The organism is Ketobacter alkanivorans, from assembly GCF_002863865.1.
GTDB lineage: Bacteria > Pseudomonadota > Gammaproteobacteria > Pseudomonadales > Ketobacteraceae > Ketobacter > Ketobacter alkanivorans.
Map to the genome: position 1 here is coordinate 3,171,470 of NZ_CP022684.1, position 20,312 is coordinate 3,191,781.

The following is a 20,312-nucleotide window of genomic DNA, read 5'->3' on the forward strand; positions in this document are numbered from 1 at the left end:
GTAGAGTGGTCGATCCACGTTAGATATGAGAATTGCCGGTGGAAAGTTCTTTGGTGTTCAGTTTTGCCCTGGTGGGTGTATTAGGGCTGGTGTGTCAATGGGTGGCGTGGCGTTTAAGAATGCCCGCCATTTTGTTCCTGTTGTTGACCGGTATCGTTGCGGGTCCGGTGAGCGGGTGGCTTAACCCGGATATGTTGTTTGGCGAAATGCTGTTCCCGATGGTATCCATGGCGGTTGCCGTTATTTTGTTTGAGGGCAGCCTGACTCTGAAGTTCAAGGAAATTCAGGGTATGGAGACGGTGGTCTGGCGTATTCTCAGCGTCGGGTTTGTGGTCAGCTGGGTCAGTATCTCGGTGTTTACCGGTTGGTTGTTGGACATTAATTGGCATCTGTCTTTGCTGTTTGGGGCGATGGTGGTGGTGACCGGCCCTACGGTGATTGTGCCTATGCTGCGATCGGTGCGCCCGAATGCCCGCATCACCAATATTCTGCGTTGGGAAAGTATACTGATTGATCCGCTGGGGGCTTTGCTGGCGGTATTGGTGTTTAACTTCATTGTGGCGCAATCAACCGGCGGTAATGAGTGGTTGGCCGTTATTCTGGTGTTCTCCAAGATTCTTGCGATTGGTGTGGCGTTGGGCTGTGGTGCTGGTTATGTCTGTGGCTGGTTACTGCGCAACGAGGTTATTCCTGCTTTCCTCCATAATGTGTTTATTCTGACTTCTGTCATCGCGGTATTTGCTGCCTCGGACACGCTGGAGCATGAGTCTGGCTTGCTGGCGGTGACCATCATGGGTATCTGGCTGGCAAACATGCGCGGTGTGGAAACAGAGAACATCCTGGATTTTAAAGAAAGCCTAAGTATTTTGCTGATTTCCGGCTTGTTTATTATTTTGGCGGCACGGGTGGATCTGAATGATCTGGCAATGCTGAGTTGGCAGGCGCTGGCTATTTTGGGGTTTGTGCATTTTATCGCCAGGCCGTTGAAAATCATCACGGCTACCATGGGCACCTCGATTACCTGGCAGGAGAAAACCCTGATTGCCTGGATTGGCCCGCGCGGCATCATCGCGGCAGCGGTGTCGGCGTTGTTTGCGCTGCGTCTGTCTCAGCTGGGCTACGACAATGCCGATTTGCTGGTGAACCTGACTTTCGTGGTGATCATTGGCACGGTGGTGTTTCAGAGCCTGACGGCCAAGCCCTTGGCAAAATGGCTGGGTGTGATCGAGCAGGCTCCCCAGGGGTTGTTATTTATTGGTGCCAGTGTGGTGTCCCGTACCATTGCCCGTGAGCTGAAAAAGAATGGTTTCGATGTGATGCTGGCGGACAATTATCGTAACAATGTGAAGCAGGCGCGCATGGATGGTTTGAAAGTGTTTCACGGTAATCCTGTGTCACGTTTGGCGGAGAAGGAGCTGGATTTGGTGGGCATTGGCCGCATGATGGGGGTATCTCAAAATGATGACCTTAATGTTTTGGCGGTGCAGCGCTATGTGCGGGAATTTGGTAAGAAGCGAGTGTATGCGTTACCCAGTCAGGCCAGTCAGCGTAAAAGTGAACGGGAGCAGGTATCCGATGATTTGTTGGGTATTGCGCTGTTTTCAGAGGATGCCACGTTCAGTAAGTTGGCCAGCCTGATCGCTCAGGGGGCTGAGATGCGAACCACGAATATCAGTGAAGAGTTCACGTTCGAAAACTATCAGGAAAAGTATGGGAGTAATGCCATTCCCATGTTTGTTATTGACGCGCGTAAACGGTTAACGATCCTGTCTGGGCTGCCGACGGCAGAACAGGTGCCTGCTGGCTCCAAAATCGTGGCCTTGATTAAGGCGGTGGAAAAGGCTGAAGAGAAGAAACAGGAGGCCACCAAAGCGTAATCGGGTTAGGCGCTGTGGTGGCTCACCGAATGGGAGTGCGCTAAGGCATGAATACGAAGCGCGCAGGTGGGGTTTGGTGAATCAGGTCGCCGTGTTTATCCAGCGCTTTTACCTGCCATTCGTAGCTGTTACCCGGCAGCAGTCGATCTAACAGTTGCGGCGACAGCGTGGTGCGATGGGTTTGGCCCGGTATCAGTAACCGCCCTATGTATTCCGCAGAGGTGATGCTGGCTTGGCCACTGTGTTGAGTCAGTGTCAGCTCATACACTACGGCACCTTCTGTTGCTTTCCAGTTCAGTTGGGTGGTGGCAGCCAGTGTGGCGGGTGCGGCTTCTGGCGGTGCTGAGGCTTCCTCGGTGATCACTTGGTATTCAATGGACGCACTTTGTTGTGGGTTTGGGCACAGGTTTTCGCTGCTGGTTGCGTTGAGGGTCTGCAATTGACAGAAGCGCAGGGTGTATCGCCCCGCCGTAACGGTGGGCAGTTGCGGGCTCAGTAACCAGTCGCGGCCGCCAGAACGCAGTATTTTGCTCACCTGAGCCAATTCCTTGAACTGTAGCTTACCGTTGCTTTCGTCCAGTGCTGCCAGTTGCCAGCTGCCTTTTAATTCACCGTTACCGGAATAAGCCACACTCAGCTGCGCCTGCAGGGGCAGCCCGGCATTGATTTGGCTGCGAAAACGCTGAGGTTTGTAACTGAGTTGCAGGTTGTGGATTGCCAGGGCGGTTTCGAGGCCACTGAATGAGGCGTTTGCGTTTTTGTTGCCCAGTTTGATTATTACTTTGGCTTCGCTGGTGGTGGGGCGTTCGCTGCCGGTGCTGAACTGGCGGGTGTATTCCAGCTGGCGGTAGCCTAACTTCAGCCACTCGGTGGCTTCTTCTGCTGTGATGGTGAGGGGTTCGTCAAAGTAGAGCGGGCCTGCCCCTTCGGTTTTGTTGAAAGGGGTGGTCAGTGTTTTCAGTACGGTGCTGGTGGCGGCATCTTTGAGGGTGCCTTGGGCGGAAAAGGCACCGGTGCTGTGGGCTGAGGTGGTGGAGATCACCCAATGAATCTGTAGGGTGCGACCTTCTTCCACCGGCACTCGTGCCTGTTTGGGGGCGCTGGTGGCGCCGATCAGGGCGGCCTGGCTGGTTGTGCTAAATAACAGGCCAAGCATCAGGGCGGTGATGAGGGATTGGATGGCAACGCCTTGTTTACTAATCCGCGTTGAATCACGAAACATGCCATTCTCCGGACAGTGGATAAAAAGAGGTAAAAAAAGGGTGTTTTAACAGCCGGGAGAGTCTACCGAAGCTGGCTGGTTAGGAGAAGAGCAATTGGCAACAGAATGTGTATTAACCTATCAGTGGTCTGTCTCAGGTTTTAATGGTCGTAATAACCTGATCCGCTGATGCCGATGTTCTCCATTTGGGCCGTAATGTCGTCGTAATCCAGGTCACTGAGGCCGACGTAGGCCAACAAGTCGGTGCCGATGGCGTCCCATTCATGATCTACTTCCTGATTGCCGAGGGTTTGGTGTAACCGGCAGATGTGTTCAGACATTTTCAGAATGGCCATAAGGGTTTTTTTTCCGTGATCGTAGCTGGCGGCCTGGTTGCGGAAGATGTTCTCGACGCTGTGGTGCTCTGCGATGACTTCGCATAGGTCGGCGGGTAATGACCACGATTTGGCGACAAAATAACCTACCACGGCATGGTTGGTGCGCAGTTGTGTGTTTTCTGTGTCGATTACTCGTGGGCTGGGGTTGGCGTAGGATTCCTCCAGTACGGCCTGATAGTTGGCGTGGGCCCGGTACAGCAGGGGTACGCCGCAGTTGTGGAACAGACCGAGGCAGTAGGCGCGGTCGGGTGATTGATAGCCGATGGCGCGGGCGATGGTGGCGGCCACCGAGGCGATATCCATGGCGCTGTCCCAGAAGCTGCCCAGGGCGACGATGGTTTCGTCGTTCATTTCGCTCTTGATGGAGAGGCCTTCCATGATGCGAATGATGGATTGCAGGCCCAGAATCTGTACCGCCTGTTCGATGGAGGTCATGCGGTTTTTGAGGCCGAACAGGTCGGAGTTTACGACCTTCAAAATGGTGCCCGATAGCCCCACATCCTGGCTGATAAGCTTGCCGATGCGCTGGATGTCAGGATTGGGCATGGCCTGTTCCATGTGGATGTCCACGATCACCTGTGGCTGCGGGGGTACGGTGATCCCCTGCAGTATTTTGGTGATGTGTTCGTCGTCTAGTATGGGTGTTGGGTTCATTTGGGTATAATTCGCGCCCAAGATCGTTATTTATGAGTGTAGCAGCCGGATATTGATGCTCCAGTTGCCTTATTCCTACCTGTGGAGCCCTGCCTGTGTCCGATTCCAACCTGCCCCGTATCCGTTTGAAATCAAAGGAAGAACGCCGTATCAAAAGCGGCCATTTGTGGATCTACAGTAATGAAGTGGATACTGCCGTAACCCCGTTGCAAGGGTTGGAGGCGGGGCTGGAGGTGCTGTTTGAAGAGGCGTCCGGCAAGCCGTTGGGGCGAGGTTATGTGAATCCACATTCGTTGATTTGTGGTCGTTTGTTGACCCGGGATGCGAAGCGAAGCCTTGATCAGCGCTTTCTGGAGTTTCGCTTGCAGCAGGCGCTGGCTCTGCGGGAGCGTGCCTATGATCAACCGTATTACCGTTTGGTGTATGGGGATAGTGATGGTCTGTCGGGGCTGGTGGTGGACCGTTTTGGTGATTATCTGGTAGCGCAACTGAATACCGCGGGCATGGAGCGCTTGAAGGCGCCTCTTCTGGCGGCGTTGGAGGCGGTGCTGAAACCCAAGGCGGTGCTGTGGCGTAACGACAGTGCGCAGCGTGAGCAAGAGGGCTTGCCGCTGGAGGTCGTGGTGGCGGCGGGGGAATGGCCGCAGCAGATCGATGTGGTGGAAAACGGGCTGGCCTTTCAGGTGGCGTCTGAGTCTGGTCAAAAAACAGGCTGGTTCTATGATCATCGGGAAAGCCGCCGCGAGCTTACCCGTTGGGTAAAAGGCAAGCGGGTGCTGGATGTGTTCTCGTATGTGGGCGGCTGGGGGCTGCAAGCCATGGCAGCCGGGGCGGCATCCCTGACGGCCATCGACGCCTCGGAAGCGGCGCTGGATCAGCTACAGGCCAATGCCGAGCGTCAGGGCGTGGCGGAGAATGTGACCAGCTATGAGGGCAATGCGTTCGACGTATTGCGGGCCTTGCTGGAGCAGGAAGAGAAGTTCGATGTGATCGTGGTGGACCCACCTGCCTTTATCAAGCGCAAGAAGGATTTCAAAAGCGGTCTTAATGCGTACAGTAAGCTCAATGGTTTGGCGCTGCGTCTGCTGGAGCGGGATGGCATTCTGGTGTCGGCATCCTGTTCCATGCACTTACCGGAGGAGACTCTGCTGGATACCGTGCGCGGGGCAGCCCGCCATGTGGATCGTCATGCGCAGCTGGTGTATCGCGGCACGCAGGGGCCAGATCATCCGGTGCATCCGGCCATACCGGAAACGCACTATCTGAAAGCGTTGTTCTTCCGGGTTAACCCTGCTCTGTAAGCAGGCGATTAAGGGCGCGGGAAAGCTGCTGGCGCGCGTCGTCGGCAGCGGGCTCTGGTGCCATGTCGCCACTGCTTTCCTCCTGCTCTGAATCTGCGGTTGCTGCGCTGCCGGGAATCACCTGATCCGCCAGCCAGCTTTGGATATGGCTGGATAGCTGGGTGTTGTCCGGTTGCGTGTCCAGCCCGGCGATGAATGCCCGGATCTGTTGCCGACGCCATACAGCAATAGCGCTGCTGTCATTGGGGGCGGGGGCTTCCTGCCACTGTTGCAATAGAGCCTGACTGTCTTCTGCCAGTAATTGGAGGGTCAGGGTCAGGAGGCGTCGCCTGCGGTTGTTCGGGTGTTCTGCCACGGGTAGATCGGTATTGCTGTCCTCCCAGTTTTTCACTTCAAGATAATCGGTTGCCGGGCGTGGAGGCAGTTGCGGGTTTTGTCGTTGCTCTCCCCACAGAAGAAAGGCCACCACATGAAAGCCAATGCTGACATCTGCATCGTCGGTGAGGCCGTGTTGTTCCCTTAGGTTGGCGGCGTCCAGAGGCAGGCTGGCATCATTCACAATGCCGCTATGTGGATAGCCTTGTACGCTGTCGATGAACCCTGGCATGGGCAGTTCATTGCCCAGGTTGGCGCGCAGTTGCTGCAGGCTTTGCTGTTGCTGCGCGGTATACCCTGTCAGCAGGGTGCTGGCGGAGTAAAGCTCAAAGCAGGCCTGCCATTGGGTTTTGAGTGTGTCGAGGTTGGCTGGGTCTGGTTGCTGCAAAAACTGCTGGCCCATGGTGGTCAGGGTATTGCTGCACTCGGACAACCCCTGTAACAGCTCTGCTGTGCGCCGTTGGAATTTCTTCAGCTCAGCCAGTTCTTCCGGACTGGCCAGTTTGGGGGCAGGCGCGCTGACGCTGGGCTGTGTTTCGGCCTTGGGCGCAGGCGCCGGATCATCGCAACCGGCGCTGAACAGTAAGGCTGTAGTCAGGCTGGCTGTGGCCAGGTGCAGCGTTAGTCGCGCAGGGATATGCATGGCCAGCCTCGTTGTTGGGCTTCTGCGGTCAGGCGTTCATCGCCATCCACCACCACCGGGTGAGTCACTGCTTGCAGCAGGGGGAGATCGTTGATGGAGTCGCTGTAAAAATAGCTGTTCTCCAGGTTCTGCCGGGTCTGCTGTAACCATTGGTTCAGCCGGGTGACTTTGCCGTCTTGATAGCAAGGCGTGCCCACAATTCCACCGGTGTATGCATCCCCTTTGATTTCAGGGTCGGTGGCGAGGATGTCGTCTACGCCCAGGGCTTTGGCTATGGGCTGGGTAACAAAGCCGTTGGTGGCCGTGATGATTAACAGGTAGTCACCTTGTTGGCGATGGTGTTGCAGCAGGGCATCGGCCTTGGGCAGGCGCATGGGTGCGATAACGGTGTGCATGAACTCCGCGTGCAGGGTGGACAGCTCATCCAGGGAAAAGCGAGTCAGCGGCTTTAGGGCGAAGGTCAGATATTCCATGATATCCAGCTTGCTCTGCTTATAAAGTTCATAAAAATGATCGTTCTGCGTACGGTAAAACGATTCATCCACGATGCCTTTTTTCACCATAAACTCGCCCCAGGCGTGGTCACTGTCACCGTTCAGCAGAGTGTTGTCTAAATCGAAAATCGCCAGGCTCATGTCTGTTCACTTCGTATACATAATGAAAGTTGCGGGCAAGTTTATCAGGTCGCCGCGACAGGGAAAACGAGGCAGGCCCGCTCAAACAATTAAAAGTTTAGAAAAATCAAATAAATAGTTCTATAGTAATAAGAAATTGAATTGTAATGTTATTGCACGGGGTGCGGTAAACCCAGTTGTGCGATCGGGCAGACTAGGGTATTTATAATCCTAGTGAAGATTTGGAACCATTAACGTGATTGATGAGGACGGATTCAGGCCGAATGTCGGGATCATTCTGGCTAACGCGCATGGGCAGGTGCTTTGGGCCCGGCGGGTTGGACAGGATGCGTGGCAGTTTCCTCAAGGTGGTATCTCGGTGGATGAAACGCCAGAGCAGGCGCTCTACCGGGAGCTACGTGAGGAAATCGGTTTAAAACCCGAGGACGTACGGATAGTCAGCTCCACCCAGGGTTGGCTACGCTACCGTTTGCCCAAGCGCTTTCTGCGGTATCGCAGCAAGCCGCTGTGCATTGGCCAGAAACAAAAGTGGTTTTTGTTGATGCTGACAGGCTGCGAGAGCCAGGTCAGTTTTGAGCATGGTGATCCGCCTGAGTTTGATGGCTGGCGTTGGGTGAGCTACTGGTATCCCCTTAATCAGGTGGTGTCATTCAAACGCGAGGTTTACCGCAAGGCACTGAAAGAGTTGGCGCCATCCCTGCATGCTATAGCGGTGGAAGCGTGTGATAGTAAGGCCAACGCCAAAACAATAAGAAATCAGTAACCGGGCACTTACTTAATAGATAGTCGGCTGCGAGAGCTTTTCTATGCTGGAAACCTTAAGACGTATCGTGCAGGAGGTGAACGCCGCCCCTGACTTGTCCTCTGCCCTCAGTGTGATGGTGACTCGGGTACGTCTTTCCATGGGCACAGAAGTGTGCTCCATATATCTGCTTGATCACACGATTAATCGCTATGTGCTGATGGCCACCGAAGGCCTCAACAAGGAGGCAGTGGGTACCGCAACCCTGCATTTCTCCGAGGGTCTGGTGGGGCAGGTGGGTATGCGTGAAGAGCCCATTAACCTGGATGATGCCCCCAGCCACCCCAAGTTTCGCTATCTGCAGGAAACCGGAGAGGAACCGTTTCACTCATTTCTGGGTGTGCCCATAATTCATCACCGCAAACTGCTGGGCGTTATCGTGGTGCAGCAGCGGGACAGTCGTCGCTTTGATCAACAAGAAGAAGCCTTTCTGGTCACCATCTCGGCCCAGTTGGCGGCGGTGGTGGCCCATGCCGAAGCTACCGGTGCCATCGACGGCATATTTGGCGGTGGGCTGGGCAATGTAACCACCAAGTTTGATGGTGTCGTTGGCTGCATCGGGGTTGCCATTGGTAAGGCCTTTGTGGTCTACCCGCCCGCAGAATTCAAATCTGTGCCTGACCGCGCAGTAAAGAACATTCGCAAAGAGCTGGGCGCTTTTAATGACGCCTTGAAAAAAGTGCGCATGGATATTCGTGCCCTCAGCGAAAAAGCCTCCCTCACCTTGCCCCCGGAAGAACAGGCCCTGTTCCAGGTCTATGAGCGCATGCTGGATGACAATGCGCTGGCAGGCGAGATCCGTGCCCATGTGCAAGCGGGCAATTGGGTGCAGGGCGCTTTGCGTGAAGTGGTCATGAAGCACGTCGCCGCGTTTGAGGCTATGGAAGATTCCTATTTGCGGGCCCGGGCGTCCGACGTTAAGGATCTGGGTCTGCGTATCCTGGCCTATCTGCAAGAGGCCAAAACCCTAAACGCACCGATCCCGGATCAAGCCATCGTAGTGGGGGAGGATATTACCCCTACAATATTTGTTGATATTCCCCGGGAGCGTATCGCCGGTATTGTCTCTCTGCACGGTTCCAGCAACAGCCATATGTCTATTGTGGCCCGCTCGTTGGGCATTCCTACAGTGGTGGGGGTGGGTGATTTCCCGCTGTCCCGTCTGGAAGGGCTCAACCTGATTGTGGATGGTCATCGCGGTGAGGTGATCATTGAGCCCAATCAGGAGGTAGTGCGCCAGTATCGAGCCATTATCAGCGAACAGGAAGAGCTTTCCAAAGAGCTGGAATCGGTTACTGATCTGCCCTGTGAAACCCTCGATGGCCACCGCATCAATATGTTTGTGAACACCGGTTTGATGGCTGATGTGAACATTTCTTTGCAGCGGGGTGCCGAAGGGGTTGGCCTGTATCGCACCGAGATACCCTTTATGGTGCGGGATCGCTTTCCGTCCGAACTGGAACAGATGGAGATTTACCGGCAGCAGCTGGAAGCCTTTTATCCTGCTCCGGTGACGATGCGCACCCTGGATATTGGCGGTGACAAATCCCTGCCCTATTTCCCCATTCAGGAAGACAACCCCTTCCTGGGTTGGCGCGGCATTCGGGTTACGCTGGATCATCCGGAAATCTTTCTGGTGCAGATTCGCGCCATGCTGTGGGCCAGTGAGAGCCTCGACAATCTGCGCATTATGCTGCCCATGGTGAGCTCGGTGATGGAGATCGACGAAGCCATGCACCTGATCCACCGAGCCTATCTGGAAGTGCTGGAAGAGGGTGCCCACGTGCAGATGCCTGAGGTGGGCGTCATGATTGAGGTTCCGGCGGCGGTCTACCAGATCAAGGATTTCGTGCAGCAATGTGACTTTCTTTCGGTGGGCAGCAATGACCTCACCCAGTATCTGCTGGCGGTGGATCGTAACAACCGTCGGGTGGCCAGCCTGTATCAGGCATTTCACCCCTCAGTGCTGCGAGCCCTGAAGCACATTATTGACGAGGCCAAGGCCGAGGGCACCCCTGTGTCCATCTGCGGCGAGATGGCCGGTGATCCGCGCTCGGCGGTGTTATTGATGGCCATGGGCTATGAAACCCTGAGCATGAGCGCCACCAGTTTGCTGAGGGTTAAATGGGTGCTGCGCAAGATCAGTCTGGCTGCCGCACAGGAGCTGCTGGAGCAGGTCTGGAAAATGGATAACGCGGCAGTGATCAAAAGTCACGTGGATTTGATGCTCGATCGTGCCGGGTTGGGCAGTTTCATCCGCCCTACCGTGTTTCAGAACACCCCCACCAGCGAAGCAGCGGCCCAGGCCTGAACCGGTCGCTCCATCACCACAATTGCCCTTCAATAAAGCGGGATGACAATGTCCGCTTGGTCTTCAGTTGTGTCCCAGTATTTGCCGGATTTGGTGTACACTAGTGGCCCCTGCAGCGCACCGGACTGGGCCGGTGGCAGATGAACATATAATGCCCATACCCTAATTTGATAAAACTTTAGACTGAAAAGGAATCCCTCAATGTTGATGTATCCGGAGATTGATCCGGTAGCGATCCAGTTGGGTCCATTAAGTGTACGCTGGTACGGCATCATGTATCTGTTCGGCTTTGCCTCAGGATACTGGTTGCTCACTCGCCGGGCGCGTCGGCTTGGTTCCGGCTGGACCACCGAGCAGGTCAGCGATCTTATTTTTTACGGCGCTCTCGGCGTGATTCTGGGTGGTCGTTTCGGCTATGTGTTCTTCTATAACTTTACCGCGTTTCTGAACGATCCCCTGATTTTGATTCAGGTCTGGAAAGGCGGGATGTCGTTCCATGGCGGCTTTCTGGGTGTGATGTTCGCCATGTGGTTGTTTGGTCGCAAAACCGGCAAAAGCATGTGGGACATTCTGGACTTTGGTGCCCCCATTGTTCCGCTTGGGCTGGGCGCAGGCCGCATTGGCAACTTTATCGGCGGCGAACTGGTGGGGCGCACCACGGATTTACCCTGGGGCATGGTGTTTCCGCACATCGATAACCTGCCACGACACCCCTCCCAACTCTATCAGGCAGGATTGGAAGGCCTGACATTATTCTGCATACTATGGTTCTTCTCGGCCAAGCCCAGGCCCCGTTATGCCGTGTCCGGCATGTTTGCGTTGTTCTACGGCCTGTTCCGTTTCGGGGTGGAATTTGTGCGCCAGCCCGACGGACATATAGGCTTTGTGGCGCTCAACTGGATGACCATGGGCCAGATACTTTCCTTGCCGATGATTTTTCTGGGGCTGTCGTTGCTGTATATGGCCTACGGCAGAAACAAAGCGGCCTAGCGCACTTTATGTAACTTACTCATAACGGAATTTAATCGAATTTCATCATGAAACAGTATCTAGATCTTCTGCGCCATATTAAAGATAACGGCGTGACCAAAAGCGATCGAACCGGTACCGGCACCATCAGCCTGTTCGGCCACCAGATGCGATTCAATCTGGCGGACGGGTTTCCTTTGGTGACCACCAAGAAGACCCACTTAAAATCCATCATTCACGAATTGTTGTGGTTCATCCGCGGCGATACCAATATTGCCTACCTGAAGGAAAACGGTGTTTCCATTTGGGATGAATGGGCGGATGAGCATGGCGAGCTGGGGCCTGTATATGGCAAACAGTGGCGCAGCTGGGAAACCCATGATCAGCGCACAGTGGATCAACTGGCGCTACTGGTTGATGAAATCAAAAGCAACCCTGATTCACGGCGTTTGGTGTTGAGCGCATGGAACCCGGCGGTGTTGCCGGACGTCACCAAATCACCCAAACAAAATGCGGCCGAAGGTAAACAGGCGCTGCCTCCCTGTCATTGTCTGTTCCAGTTCTATGTGGCGGATGGCAAGCTTTCCTGCCAGTTGTATCAGCGCAGTGGTGACGTGTTTTTGGGTGTACCCTTTAATATCGCATCGTATTCGCTGCTGACGTTGATGATGGCGCAGGTGTGCGGCCTGGAGCCGGGTGATTTTGTGCATACCTTTGGCGACGTTCATCTATACCTGAATCATGTAGAGCAGGCTGACTTGCAGCTGTCGCGGGAGCCGCGTCCGCTGCCGGTGATGAAAATCAATCCGAATGTGAAATCGTTGTTTGATTTTGTCTACGAGGATTTTGAACTGGTGGGGTACGACCCCCATCCTCTTATCAAAGCTCCTATTGCAATTTAAGAGGGTTTCATGATTTCTCTGATCGTGGCAAAAGCCGACAACGGTGTTATTGGCCGTGACAATAAAATGCCCTGGCACATACCGGCGGAGCTTAAATATTTTAAGGCCCGCACCATGGGTAAGCCTATTATCATGGGCCGCAAAACCTTTGATTCCCTTGGGCGTGTGTTGCCGGGCCGACCCCATGTTGTGATCAGTCGCAGTGAATTGGCATTGCCTGAAAACTGCTATGGCGTGCAGTCGCTGGATGCGGCCATCGAGACAGCGGCCAGCCTGACCGAGGGCGATGAGGTGGTGATCATCGGCGGCGCAGAAATTTATCGGCAGGCGCTGGATCGGGTGCAGCGCCTGTATATTACCGAAGTGCATTGTTCTCCAGAGGGCGACACCTTTTTCCCCGAACTTAACCCCGGCGATTGGCAGGAAACACAGCGTGAAGATGTGCCTGCCGATGCCGATTCTGCAATTGCCTACAGCATTGTGACCTATCAACGTAACTAACGCGACGATACGACATGTTCAAAAATCTATTCAAGCCCAAGTGGCAAAGTGCTAAACCTCAAGTGCGCATCCAGGCACTGCAAAATCTGAATCTGAGTGATGATCACGATTTCCATATTCTGGAGCTGATGGCAAAAGGGGATGTGGAAAATGAAGTGCGTCTGGCCGCTATCAAAAGAATCCCCCAGCGCGACAAGCTGCTTAACCTGATCAAGCAGGAAAAAGACGGCAGTGTCCGTTTTGCTGCCATTGAACATTTGATTGCCGTGCTGGCCGAGAGCGGTGGCGGTATTGATCCCGTTGTGCGCGATATGGTGCTTGAGTTGGATGGCCACGCCCTGGCGGCCATCGTTGAACAAACCGAAAATGCGGATCTGGGTTGTCTGGCGATCAGCAAAATCAGTGATGAGGCGCTGCTGGAAGGTTACGCTGTGAAACTGCCCTTGGCCTTGATGCGCCAGACCGCCGCCGCAAAGCTGCAGGCAGAAGACGTGCTGGAGCGGGTGGTGAAAGCCAGCAAAGGTAAGGATAAAAGCGTGTGGCGTATCTGTAAGGATAAGCTCAACGCCCTGCGGGAAGAGCAACAGCAGGAAGCCTCTATTGAACAGCAGTTGGCCGAACTGTGCCAGAATCTGGAAATGCTGTCCCGGTTGCCCTATGACAATCTATATGGCCCCAAGCTGGAACATTTCCAGAAACAATGGCAGCGCATGCAGCATCACGCTGACAACGAAACCATCCACCGCTTTAATCGTGCCTATGCATTGTGCAAGGCCACCATCGACGACATCAGTAACGAACAGGATCGTCTGGCGGAAGAGACCAAACAGCAACGTGAAGCCTTGCAAGAGCGTATGGCCGCCTGCGAGCAGCTGGAAGAGGCTGTGCGCCAGTTAAGCTCCATCGCCGTGTTGCAGCCCAGTGACATACCGGCGTTGCAAGCGCTGCTGAATACACAAAAAACCCGCTGGGAAGAAGCCGCCGGTGTGGTCGAGCCTGCCGCCGATGAGCGTAAACGCTTTACACGCATACATGGTTTGCTGCAGCGCGCGCTGGATGCTGTGCGTAAACTGGGTGAGCACGATGAAGCCATACGCAATGCAGCCACAGCGGTATTGGGTTTGGAAGAGGCCACCATGGCGACATTGCAAACCAAGCAGCGCCAGTTGGAAAAGGCGTTGGGTGATCTGAAATGGCCGGAGGAATTGGCGTGGCCGGAGTCACTGAAATTGCACCAACAGGCATTGGATCATTTTGAGCGTTTACGCAGTAAAGCCAAGGTGATGGAAGACGATGCCATCAACAACATCAAGTCGATTTTTAACGAGCTGAGCAGTGAAATCGAGCAGGGCCATCTGAAACCGGCTAATCGGTTGTTGAAAGAAGCCAGTCAATTGGTCAAGCACCTGCCGATCAAGGCAGCATCGGGTTATCAAAAGAAATTGCGTGAACTCACTTTGCAGGTTAATGAGCTGCGTGACTGGCAGGGTTTTGTTGCCACGCCGAAAAAAGAAGAATTGATTAGCGCAATGGAATCGCTGGTAGGAACGGACATGGACCCACAGGCCCTGTCGACCAAAATTCGTCGCCTGCAGGATGAGTGGCGTGGGCTGGGGGAGGCGGATAAAGGCCGCAACAAGGAATTGTGGGATCGCTTTAGTGCGGCTGCCGACCAAGCATACGAACCTTGCCGTGGGTATTTCGATAAGCTTTCTGAAGTGCGTCAGGTCAACCTGGATAAACGCAAAAACGTCTGCGCCCAGCTTGAAGCCTACTTGCAACAGTACGATTGGGATAACGCGGATTGGAAAGCCGTGAACGAGGTGTATAACACTGCCAAGAGCGAATGGCGGCTTTACACACCAGTGGAACGTAAAGAAGGTAAAAAGGTTCAGGATCAGTTTAACGGTTTGCTGGATCAGTTGCGGGATCGTTTGCATGGTGAGTTCGAACGCAATCGAGTCAAACGCGAAAAACTGATTGAGGCGGTGGATGCCTTGCTGGAGGTCGAAAACCTGGCGGAAGCTATCGAGCAGGCCAAATCGCTGCAGCGTGACTGGCGCAATGTTGGCATGGTGGCGCGGCGGGATGACGCTCGCCTCTGGAAACGCTTCCGGGCGGCCTGCGATAAGGTGTTTGAGCGCCGTGATCAACAGCGCGAAGAAGTACAGAAAGAGCGAGCCCAGAACTTTGTGCACGGTGAGCATCTGTGTGAACAGATCGAGCAGTTGGCTGAAAGCGACCTCAGCGATGTAAAGGGTGCTCGCCAGGAGTTCCGGCAGCTTACCAAGCGCTATCAGGATTTGGGGCCTATTCCCCGTGACCAGCAGGACGTCATTAAAGCGCGCTTTCAGGCCGTGTGCGATCAGTTCGAGGCGGCGATTGTTGGAGCCGAAGTAGCATTGCGCCAGCAGGGCTTTAAGGAATTGTGGCGTCGGGCGGCGATTTGTGACGAGCTGGAAGATTCTTTGGTTACGGCCAATCAGGGGGATTTGTTCGGTGTGGCACCGGAGTCGGAATGGCACAGTGAGCAATCCATGCCCGTCGGTGCGGAGGCTGTCCTCCAGGCCCGTTATGATGCGGTAGTGAATGCCTTGAAAAGCGCCCAAGTACCCACGCAGGATCAACTGACAGAGAATGCCGAGCGTTTACATGAGCTGTGTTTGAAGCTGGAGATTGCCGTGGGTGTGGATTCCCCAGCCGAGGATCAGCAAAAGCGCATGGCGTTGCAGATAAACCGTTTGAACGATGGGCTGACCCATCGTGGTGATGCGGTGAGCAGCCATCAGCAGGTTGAGCAGATGCAAGTGGAGTGGGCAGGTATCGGCCCGGTAGCGACCGCCGATAGAGAACGCTTTAGCAAGCGCTTTATTGCGGTGCTGGAAAAAGCCAAAGGCTAACGCAAGCAAGGGGGCCCAGGCCCCCTTGTTTATATCAAGGTGTTTATATCAGGGCAGCGCGTGTATCAGGATGCAACGCCCAAATTCTTGCGGATGGTTTTGCAGGAGCTGCCGACCATGGACAGCAGGGATTGAGCATCCCGGTCAACGGCGACGTTTTCAATTTTGTTGTTGCGGATGGACAACGTAACGGTACATTCGTTAGCGGCCATGCCTTTTTGCTTATCCAGATAGATCCAGATCATGGCTCCGGAACGGGTTTCGCTACGCTTGTTGGGCAGGCCCAGCTTCTTTTCCACGTAAGCGATCGGTTTGCCCGTTAGATCGGCGACGATGGGGTCGTCCTGAGGCTCCACTACGGAACTGCTGCAACCGGCCAGTAAAACCGCTGCGGTTGCAAACGCTATTAGGGTCTTCATGAAACTCCCTCTTGGTACATATCGTTGTTGTTGTTTCGACTATTGTGACCAAATGAGGGGGGCGGTGGCAAGTATCGTTTGGTAAGGATACTGTATCCGAGTTTAGTGTATACCATTCAACCAGTTAGTGATGGCGGGGCCAGAGGCTTCATCCAGCTCAATTCCCAGGATATAGGTCTCCCGTTCGGTGGACTGAATCCAGCGTACTGTGCCGCTGATCAGAGTGCGGGCACCGGTTTCGGCGTTAATCCACAGGGCAATTTCTGCACCCTGCAGTACCGCAAAATCCAACTCTACCTGCAGGCCAGTGCTGGAGGCGTTGATGGCATTGGCCTTGGTGGGCTCCACCATGCTGATCTGACTGGAGGACACCGACTCGATAAAGAGGGTGTCTTCGATGGGGGAGCGGGGGGCATTTCTGCGGTCATCGTAACTGGTCATACCAAATTCTCTTTGTCTTTTTTTTGATTGATCGTTTAGCTTCAAGCATAGACGCTGCTTTGGGTTTCAGGTAGCGGCCGCGTTTTCGGTTAGTGTAATTGAGAACTCCACCCCATTGTTTTGAGGCAGGTTTCGGGCGTGGACCTGGCCTTGATGGGCGGCTGCGATCAGGCGCACGATGTACAGGCCCAGGCCCAGGTGGGGGCTGCCGTCGCGGTGCTGCTGGTCGCGCATGGATACCAGGGAATCAAACAGTTGGTGTTGCAGTTGATCTGGCAGGGTGGAGCCTTCGTTGCGCACCCACAAACGCAGCTGAGCGCGTTCCCGGTGATCCTGCTCCCGCTGCAGTCCAAGGGTGATGGGGGTGCCGGTGGGAGCAAAACTGCGGGCGTTATCCACCAGTTTGTCTAACAGCTGCGCCATCAGTTCGGGGCTGCCCTGGAGGGGGGCCGTTGTCACGTCCAGCCGCATCTGGTAGTGGTGATTCGGATAGGTGTCGGCATAGGCTTGTGTGAGCCCGGTCAGTAACGGCACCAGATCGAATTGCCTGATTTCGCTCTGTTGTATGGTCTGTTCCACCCGACTGGCTTCGCTCATGGCGGACAGGATCTGGCGCAGGCGTTCGCTGCCTTCTTCGGCCCGCTGCAGGTAGTCGCTGAGAGGCTGTGGGTGGGTGTTGTCTGTGTCGGTCTGGCTGCGAGCCAGTTCCAGCGAGGATTTGACGATGGCAAGGGGGGTGCGCAGTTCGTGGGCCAGTTTGCCGTTCAGGGTTTCCAGGTATTCGGTATAGCCCTGTACCCGTTGTAGCAGGTTTTGGTAGCTGCGGGACAAGTCGCCGATTTCATCGGGGCGCTTTGAGGCCTTAAACCGGTTTACCTTGCCATCCGAGCTGATGGCCTGTTCGGCGGACTGTTTGAGGCTGCGAATGCGCCACGACAGGCTGCTGGCGAAGGCGACCAGCGCCACAATCACCAGTATCAGTACCCCAAGGGTGAGGTGAGTAACCCGGCGCAGGGCTTGATTGGTGAGACTGATGAGGGCGTCGCCGGTCTGGGACAGCAGCAGGTAGCCTTGCAATTTGCCCTCGGCGTACAGCGGCTGGCTGACCAGCAGTGCGGATCGTTGCTGATCCTGCAGCTGATACCAGCCTGCCTGCGGAGCATGCTGTAGTTTGAGTCGGGCCAGATCAAAACGATCCTGTTTGGCGCTCAGTTCCTCTGCCTGCAGGGGCCAGGGAGTCTGGCTGTCGCTGGGGGTGAGCAGGTCAATGAGTAAACGGTAGAAGCGGCTCATGCCCTGGTTGAGCAGGCTTTCCGGGTCGGTGGGGGGCTCGATGGCTGGTGGTTGGTTGATCCAGTCCTTTTGGGGGGACAGGGGCCAGCCCTGTGGATCAACCAGTACGGCATCCAGCTGGTCGGTACGTTGCGCCTGTAGAAGCGATGCCAGTGCTGGCAGAGGGCGTAACCAGTGCTCACCGCGAGACTGTTCGACACGCAGGCTGGTGGCGGCCAGTTGTGCTTCAGGTTGGGCTGCAACCTGATACAGCTGCAGTACGATGTTGGGCAGCAGATCCTGTTGGGCGACGCTGATTTCCAGGTTGAAGCCGTCGCGGGTTTCCTGCCACCAGGCCTCCATATCCTGCAGGGGCTGCAGTTGCTGTTGTTGGCGCAGCCACTGGTAGGCCTGCAACTGCCCCGGCGCACTGGTGAACAGCACCCATTGGCGGCGCACGCGGCCGTCGTGGGTGGTCAGGCGCACATGATCGCTGTGGCTGAAGGGCAGGCCGGGGTTGTGATAGTGAATGTTGGAGCGCTTTACCTGCAGGAACAGGTATAGCCGATCCTGATACAGAGCCTTTTGCAGTGTGACGCTCGGGCTGGCCGATAAGGTTTCTGTCACATGGTTTTGCCAATCGTCACCATAACCGTCTACTTGCACCGGCTGATAGCGGCGGGGGGTGTAGAACAGGGCCTCGGGCAGATCCCAGGGCAGTTCTGCGGTCTGAGCCAGGCGGCCCAGTATGGCGCTCTGTTGCAGCAGTGCCTGGCTTTGGTTTTCCCTGAGTGCGCCCTCCATTTCCTGCACATAGTGACACCCGGCCCATGGCAGCAGCAAAATGGTGAGGGAAACCAGCAGTAACTGAGTGCGCAGGCCCAAATGTCAGGCTCCGCTGGAGGGGGTGGCAGACGGAATGTGCCAGCGATAGCCCATGCCGTATACGGTCTGGATGGCATCGAACTGGGGGTCAATCTGATTGAACTTGCGGCGGATGCGTTTGATATGGGAGGTAATGGTGTTGTCGTCCAGTACTACGCTGGCGGCGTCCATCAGCTGCTGGCGGTTTTTTACGTGGCCGGGGTGTTTGGCCAGAGCGTGCACAATCCAGAATTCGGTCAGGGTCAGATCCAGTGGCTGCTGACGCCAATTGGCGTGCAGCCGGTCAAGATCCAGCAGCAGTTCGCTGCGTTGCAGTCGGTCCTCTTGCTGACGCGGTTGATTGAGGGCATCCAGGCGACGGAATAGAGCCGTGATGCGGGCCGACAGATGGGGCAGGCTGATGTCTTTGGTGAGGTAATCGTCGGCCCCCAAGCGCAGCCCCGAGATGGCGTCCAGCTCACTGTCGCGGGCGGTCAGGAACAGAATGGGCAGGTGGGGGGCGATCTGGCGCAGCTCCCTGCACAGGTCAAAACCACCTTCGATTTCATCTTTGAGGCCGATGTCGATCACCGCCATGTCCGGCAGGGTCTGCTGCATGCCTGCCAGCGCCTGGGGCCGTGATTCGTAGGTGCTGATCTGGTAGCCCTGCCCTTGCAGAAAGGCTTTGTAGTTTTCGCGGATAGCGGCTTCGTCTTCAATCAACGCAATGTGTTTGGCCATGATCGCTCTCAATATGGGAATGGCTTAAGTGTACAACAGTGTGTTGCTGACAAAAGGCTTTGCCACAATTGATCATGATTCATTGCGGCTTGGTCAGCGTTGGCGGGCTAAATTGCCATGGTGTGGGTGTGTACTGGGGCTTGAGCGCACACAATGAGAGGAGACTCACCATGAATTTGAATGCTTTGCCGTCAACACCCATTAAGCGTCGCTGGAGCAACCGTTGGTATTTCACTGTACTGCTGCTGGCGCTGCTGGTGTTTGGATTGCGTGGGCTGGATGGCCTGGGGGATGATCATTTGGCTGTACAGATTTCGGTGTATCCGGCGCAGTCCGACAGGATTCTGCTGTGATGGCCGTGGCTGACAATGCAGTTTGCAGAAACAAAACAGGCCTCGCAAGGAGGCCTGTTTTGGGTGGCCGGCTGATTTAGATGCCGTACACGATGTTCTTTTCACTTTTCAGCAGTTCGCGCTGCTCCTGCCAGATGTAGTCGCCTTTTTTGCGATCCAGCAGCTTCAGGGTGATGCGGTAGTACACTTTTTTGGTTTTGGGCTCGGTGCGAATCAGGTTGCTGATTTCACCCACCAGCAGATAGTCGGCATCCACCGCTTTGGCCAGATCCAGTCCACTGGCGGGCTCTTCAAACAGCTGATACAGGCTTTCCTTCCATTTTTCGCTTTCTTGCGACATCAGGCCCTGATCAGAAAAGCGGAAGCGGTTCACCTTATTCAGCTCATTCATGATTTGACCATTGATGGTGGCCAGATCCAGCTTGTCGTAGGTGAAGTTGATGAGTCCGAACACGGCCAGCATGGGGCGGCCGCTCTTGGTGGCATTTTGTACCTGCGCGTCCGCCAGCATGCCTTCGAGCATAGACAGCGAGCTTGCGCTGATGCTGTCGGCGCTCACATCCTTGGTGATGGTTTTTGAGGCGGGCGTGTCATCGTATTTTACGGTGTTGGTGCAGCCTTGAATGATTAGGCTGGCGACCATCGCACAACCCAATACGAACTTTTTATTCATTGATTCCCTCTGCTTATTCTTTTTGGGACTACAAACACCTAGTGTCCACGGAAATTGCGCATCAATCAAGAGCATTCCCC

18 protein-coding genes are annotated in these 20,312 nt (G+C 55.1%); 9 read left to right on the top strand and 9 right to left on the bottom strand.

Features of this window, described 5'->3' with window-relative positions:
* Positions 1-38: 38 nt before the first annotated feature.
* Positions 39-1,877, top strand: a complete 1,839-nt coding sequence (locus tag Kalk_RS13630) for a cation:proton antiporter (protein ID WP_199767917.1) — start codon at positions 39-41, stop codon at positions 1,875-1,877.
* A gap of 40 nt (positions 1,878-1,917) precedes the next feature.
* Here Kalk_RS13630 and Kalk_RS13635 read toward each other — a convergent pair whose 3' ends face one another.
* Together Kalk_RS13635 and Kalk_RS13640 are read right to left on the bottom strand one after the other, a co-directional pair.
* Positions 1,918-3,099, bottom strand: coding sequence for a hypothetical protein (locus Kalk_RS13635; RefSeq protein WP_101894771.1), 1,182 nt, complete (start codon positions 3,097-3,099; stop codon positions 1,918-1,920).
* Between the two features lie 140 nt (positions 3,100-3,239).
* The gene (locus Kalk_RS13640) at positions 3,240-4,130 is read right to left on the bottom strand and encodes an HDOD domain-containing protein (protein WP_101894772.1); all 891 of its coding nucleotides are present in this window, start codon (positions 4,128-4,130) and stop codon (positions 3,240-3,242) included.
* A 95-nt stretch (positions 4,131-4,225) separates the two neighbouring features.
* Here Kalk_RS13640 and Kalk_RS13645 point away from each other — a divergent pair, with 95 nt between their 5' ends.
* A complete protein-coding gene (locus Kalk_RS13645) occupies positions 4,226-5,431 on the top strand; it encodes a class I SAM-dependent rRNA methyltransferase (RefSeq protein WP_101894773.1) in 1,206 nt (401 codons plus the stop codon).
* Here Kalk_RS13645 and Kalk_RS13650 read toward each other — a convergent pair.
* Both Kalk_RS13650 and Kalk_RS13655 read right to left on the bottom strand, forming a co-directional pair.
* Complete coding sequence (locus tag Kalk_RS13650; protein WP_101894774.1) at positions 5,415-6,449, bottom strand: imelysin family protein; 1,035 nt, start codon at positions 6,447-6,449, stop codon at positions 5,415-5,417. The two genes, Kalk_RS13645 and Kalk_RS13650, sit on opposite strands and share 17 nt — an antisense overlap.
* Positions 6,428-7,084 (bottom strand): histidinol-phosphatase, encoded by a 657-nt coding sequence (locus Kalk_RS13655; protein ID WP_101894775.1) that lies wholly within the window; start codon positions 7,082-7,084, stop codon positions 6,428-6,430. The genes Kalk_RS13650 and Kalk_RS13655 overlap by 22 nt, the downstream gene beginning before the upstream one ends.
* Positions 7,085-7,319: 235 nt before the next feature.
* Here Kalk_RS13655 and Kalk_RS13660 point away from each other — a divergent pair, with 235 nt between their 5' ends.
* The 6 genes from Kalk_RS13660 to Kalk_RS13685 all read left to right on the top strand — a co-directional run bounded on the left by Kalk_RS13660 (position 7,320) and on the right by Kalk_RS13685 (position 15,469).
* Positions 7,320-7,847 carry an RNA pyrophosphohydrolase gene (locus Kalk_RS13660; protein ID WP_101894776.1) on the top strand — a complete coding sequence of 176 codons (528 nt, stop codon included), beginning with the start codon at positions 7,320-7,322 and terminating at the stop codon, positions 7,845-7,847.
* Between the two features lie 43 nt (positions 7,848-7,890).
* Positions 7,891-10,197 carry a phosphoenolpyruvate--protein phosphotransferase gene (gene ptsP, locus Kalk_RS13665; RefSeq protein ID WP_101894777.1) on the top strand — a complete coding sequence of 769 codons (2,307 nt, stop codon included), beginning with the start codon at positions 7,891-7,893 and terminating at the stop codon, positions 10,195-10,197.
* A gap of 201 nt (positions 10,198-10,398) precedes the next feature.
* Positions 10,399-11,187 (top strand): prolipoprotein diacylglyceryl transferase, encoded by a 789-nt coding sequence (gene lgt / locus Kalk_RS13670; protein WP_101894778.1) that lies wholly within the window; start codon positions 10,399-10,401, stop codon positions 11,185-11,187.
* A 47-nt stretch (positions 11,188-11,234) separates the two neighbouring features.
* Positions 11,235-12,068, top strand: coding sequence for a thymidylate synthase (locus Kalk_RS13675; RefSeq protein WP_101894779.1), 834 nt, complete (start codon positions 11,235-11,237; stop codon positions 12,066-12,068).
* Between the two features lie 9 nt (positions 12,069-12,077).
* Positions 12,078-12,569 (top strand): dihydrofolate reductase, encoded by a 492-nt coding sequence (locus Kalk_RS13680; RefSeq protein ID WP_101894780.1) that lies wholly within the window; start codon positions 12,078-12,080, stop codon positions 12,567-12,569.
* A gap of 14 nt (positions 12,570-12,583) precedes the next feature.
* Positions 12,584-15,469 (top strand): DUF349 domain-containing protein, encoded by a 2,886-nt coding sequence (locus tag Kalk_RS13685; protein WP_101894781.1) that lies wholly within the window; start codon positions 12,584-12,586, stop codon positions 15,467-15,469.
* 65 nt (positions 15,470-15,534) lie between these two features.
* Here the strand turns inward: Kalk_RS13685 and Kalk_RS13690 are convergent, their stop codons facing one another.
* The 4 genes from Kalk_RS13690 to pdsR form a co-directional block, all read right to left on the bottom strand.
* Entirely contained in the window at positions 15,535-15,888 is a 354-nt protein-coding gene (locus tag Kalk_RS13690) for a hypothetical protein (RefSeq protein WP_101894782.1), read from the bottom strand.
* Between the two features lie 102 nt (positions 15,889-15,990).
* A complete protein-coding gene (locus Kalk_RS13695) occupies positions 15,991-16,329 on the bottom strand; it encodes a PilZ domain-containing protein (RefSeq protein ID WP_101894783.1) in 339 nt (112 codons plus the stop codon).
* A 66-nt stretch (positions 16,330-16,395) separates the two neighbouring features.
* On the bottom strand, positions 16,396-18,486 hold the full coding sequence (locus Kalk_RS13700; RefSeq protein WP_101894784.1) for an ATP-binding protein: 2,091 nt from the start codon (positions 18,484-18,486) through the stop codon (positions 16,396-16,398).
* 3 nt (positions 18,487-18,489) lie between these two features.
* A complete protein-coding gene (gene pdsR, locus Kalk_RS13705; protein ID WP_101894785.1) occupies positions 18,490-19,206 on the bottom strand; it encodes a proteobacterial dedicated sortase system response regulator in 717 nt (238 codons plus the stop codon).
* A 170-nt stretch (positions 19,207-19,376) separates the two neighbouring features.
* Here pdsR and Kalk_RS13710 point away from each other — a divergent pair, with 170 nt between their 5' ends.
* Positions 19,377-19,559 carry a hypothetical protein gene (locus Kalk_RS13710; RefSeq protein ID WP_101894786.1) on the top strand — a complete coding sequence of 61 codons (183 nt, stop codon included), beginning with the start codon at positions 19,377-19,379 and terminating at the stop codon, positions 19,557-19,559.
* A gap of 76 nt (positions 19,560-19,635) precedes the next feature.
* Here the strand turns inward: Kalk_RS13710 and Kalk_RS13715 are convergent, their stop codons facing one another.
* Positions 19,636-20,232 (bottom strand): penicillin-binding protein activator LpoB, encoded by a 597-nt coding sequence (locus Kalk_RS13715; RefSeq protein WP_158643490.1) that lies wholly within the window; start codon positions 20,230-20,232, stop codon positions 19,636-19,638.
* Positions 20,233-20,312 lie beyond the last annotated feature (80 nt).

Coding starts and splice junctions, on each gene's coding strand:
- Kalk_RS13635 (WP_101894771.1), bottom strand. CDS start 3,099: ATGTTTCGTGATTCAACGCGGATTAGTAAACAAGGCGTTGCCATCCAA.
- Kalk_RS13640 (WP_101894772.1), bottom strand. CDS start 4,130: ATGAACCCAACACCCATACTAGACGACGAACACATCACCAAAATACTG.
- Kalk_RS13650 (WP_101894774.1), bottom strand. CDS start 6,449: ATGCATATCCCTGCGCGACTAACGCTGCACCTGGCCACAGCCAGCCTG.
- Kalk_RS13655 (WP_101894775.1), bottom strand. CDS start 7,084: ATGAGCCTGGCGATTTTCGATTTAGACAACACTCTGCTGAACGGTGAC.
- ptsP (WP_101894777.1), top strand. CDS start 7,891: ATGCTGGAAACCTTAAGACGTATCGTGCAGGAGGTGAACGCCGCCCCT.
- lgt (WP_101894778.1), top strand. CDS start 10,399: ATGTTGATGTATCCGGAGATTGATCCGGTAGCGATCCAGTTGGGTCCA.
- Kalk_RS13675 (WP_101894779.1), top strand. CDS start 11,235: ATGAAACAGTATCTAGATCTTCTGCGCCATATTAAAGATAACGGCGTG.
- Kalk_RS13680 (WP_101894780.1), top strand. CDS start 12,078: ATGATTTCTCTGATCGTGGCAAAAGCCGACAACGGTGTTATTGGCCGT.
- Kalk_RS13685 (WP_101894781.1), top strand. CDS start 12,584: ATGTTCAAAAATCTATTCAAGCCCAAGTGGCAAAGTGCTAAACCTCAA.
- Kalk_RS13690 (WP_101894782.1), bottom strand. CDS start 15,888: ATGAAGACCCTAATAGCGTTTGCAACCGCAGCGGTTTTACTGGCCGGT.
- Kalk_RS13695 (WP_101894783.1), bottom strand. CDS start 16,329: ATGACCAGTTACGATGACCGCAGAAATGCCCCCCGCTCCCCCATCGAA.
- pdsR (WP_101894785.1), bottom strand. CDS start 19,206: ATGGCCAAACACATTGCGTTGATTGAAGACGAAGCCGCTATCCGCGAA.
- Kalk_RS13710 (WP_101894786.1), top strand. CDS start 19,377: ATGAATTTGAATGCTTTGCCGTCAACACCCATTAAGCGTCGCTGGAGC.
- Kalk_RS13715 (WP_158643490.1), bottom strand. CDS start 20,232: ATGAATAAAAAGTTCGTATTGGGTTGTGCGATGGTCGCCAGCCTAATC.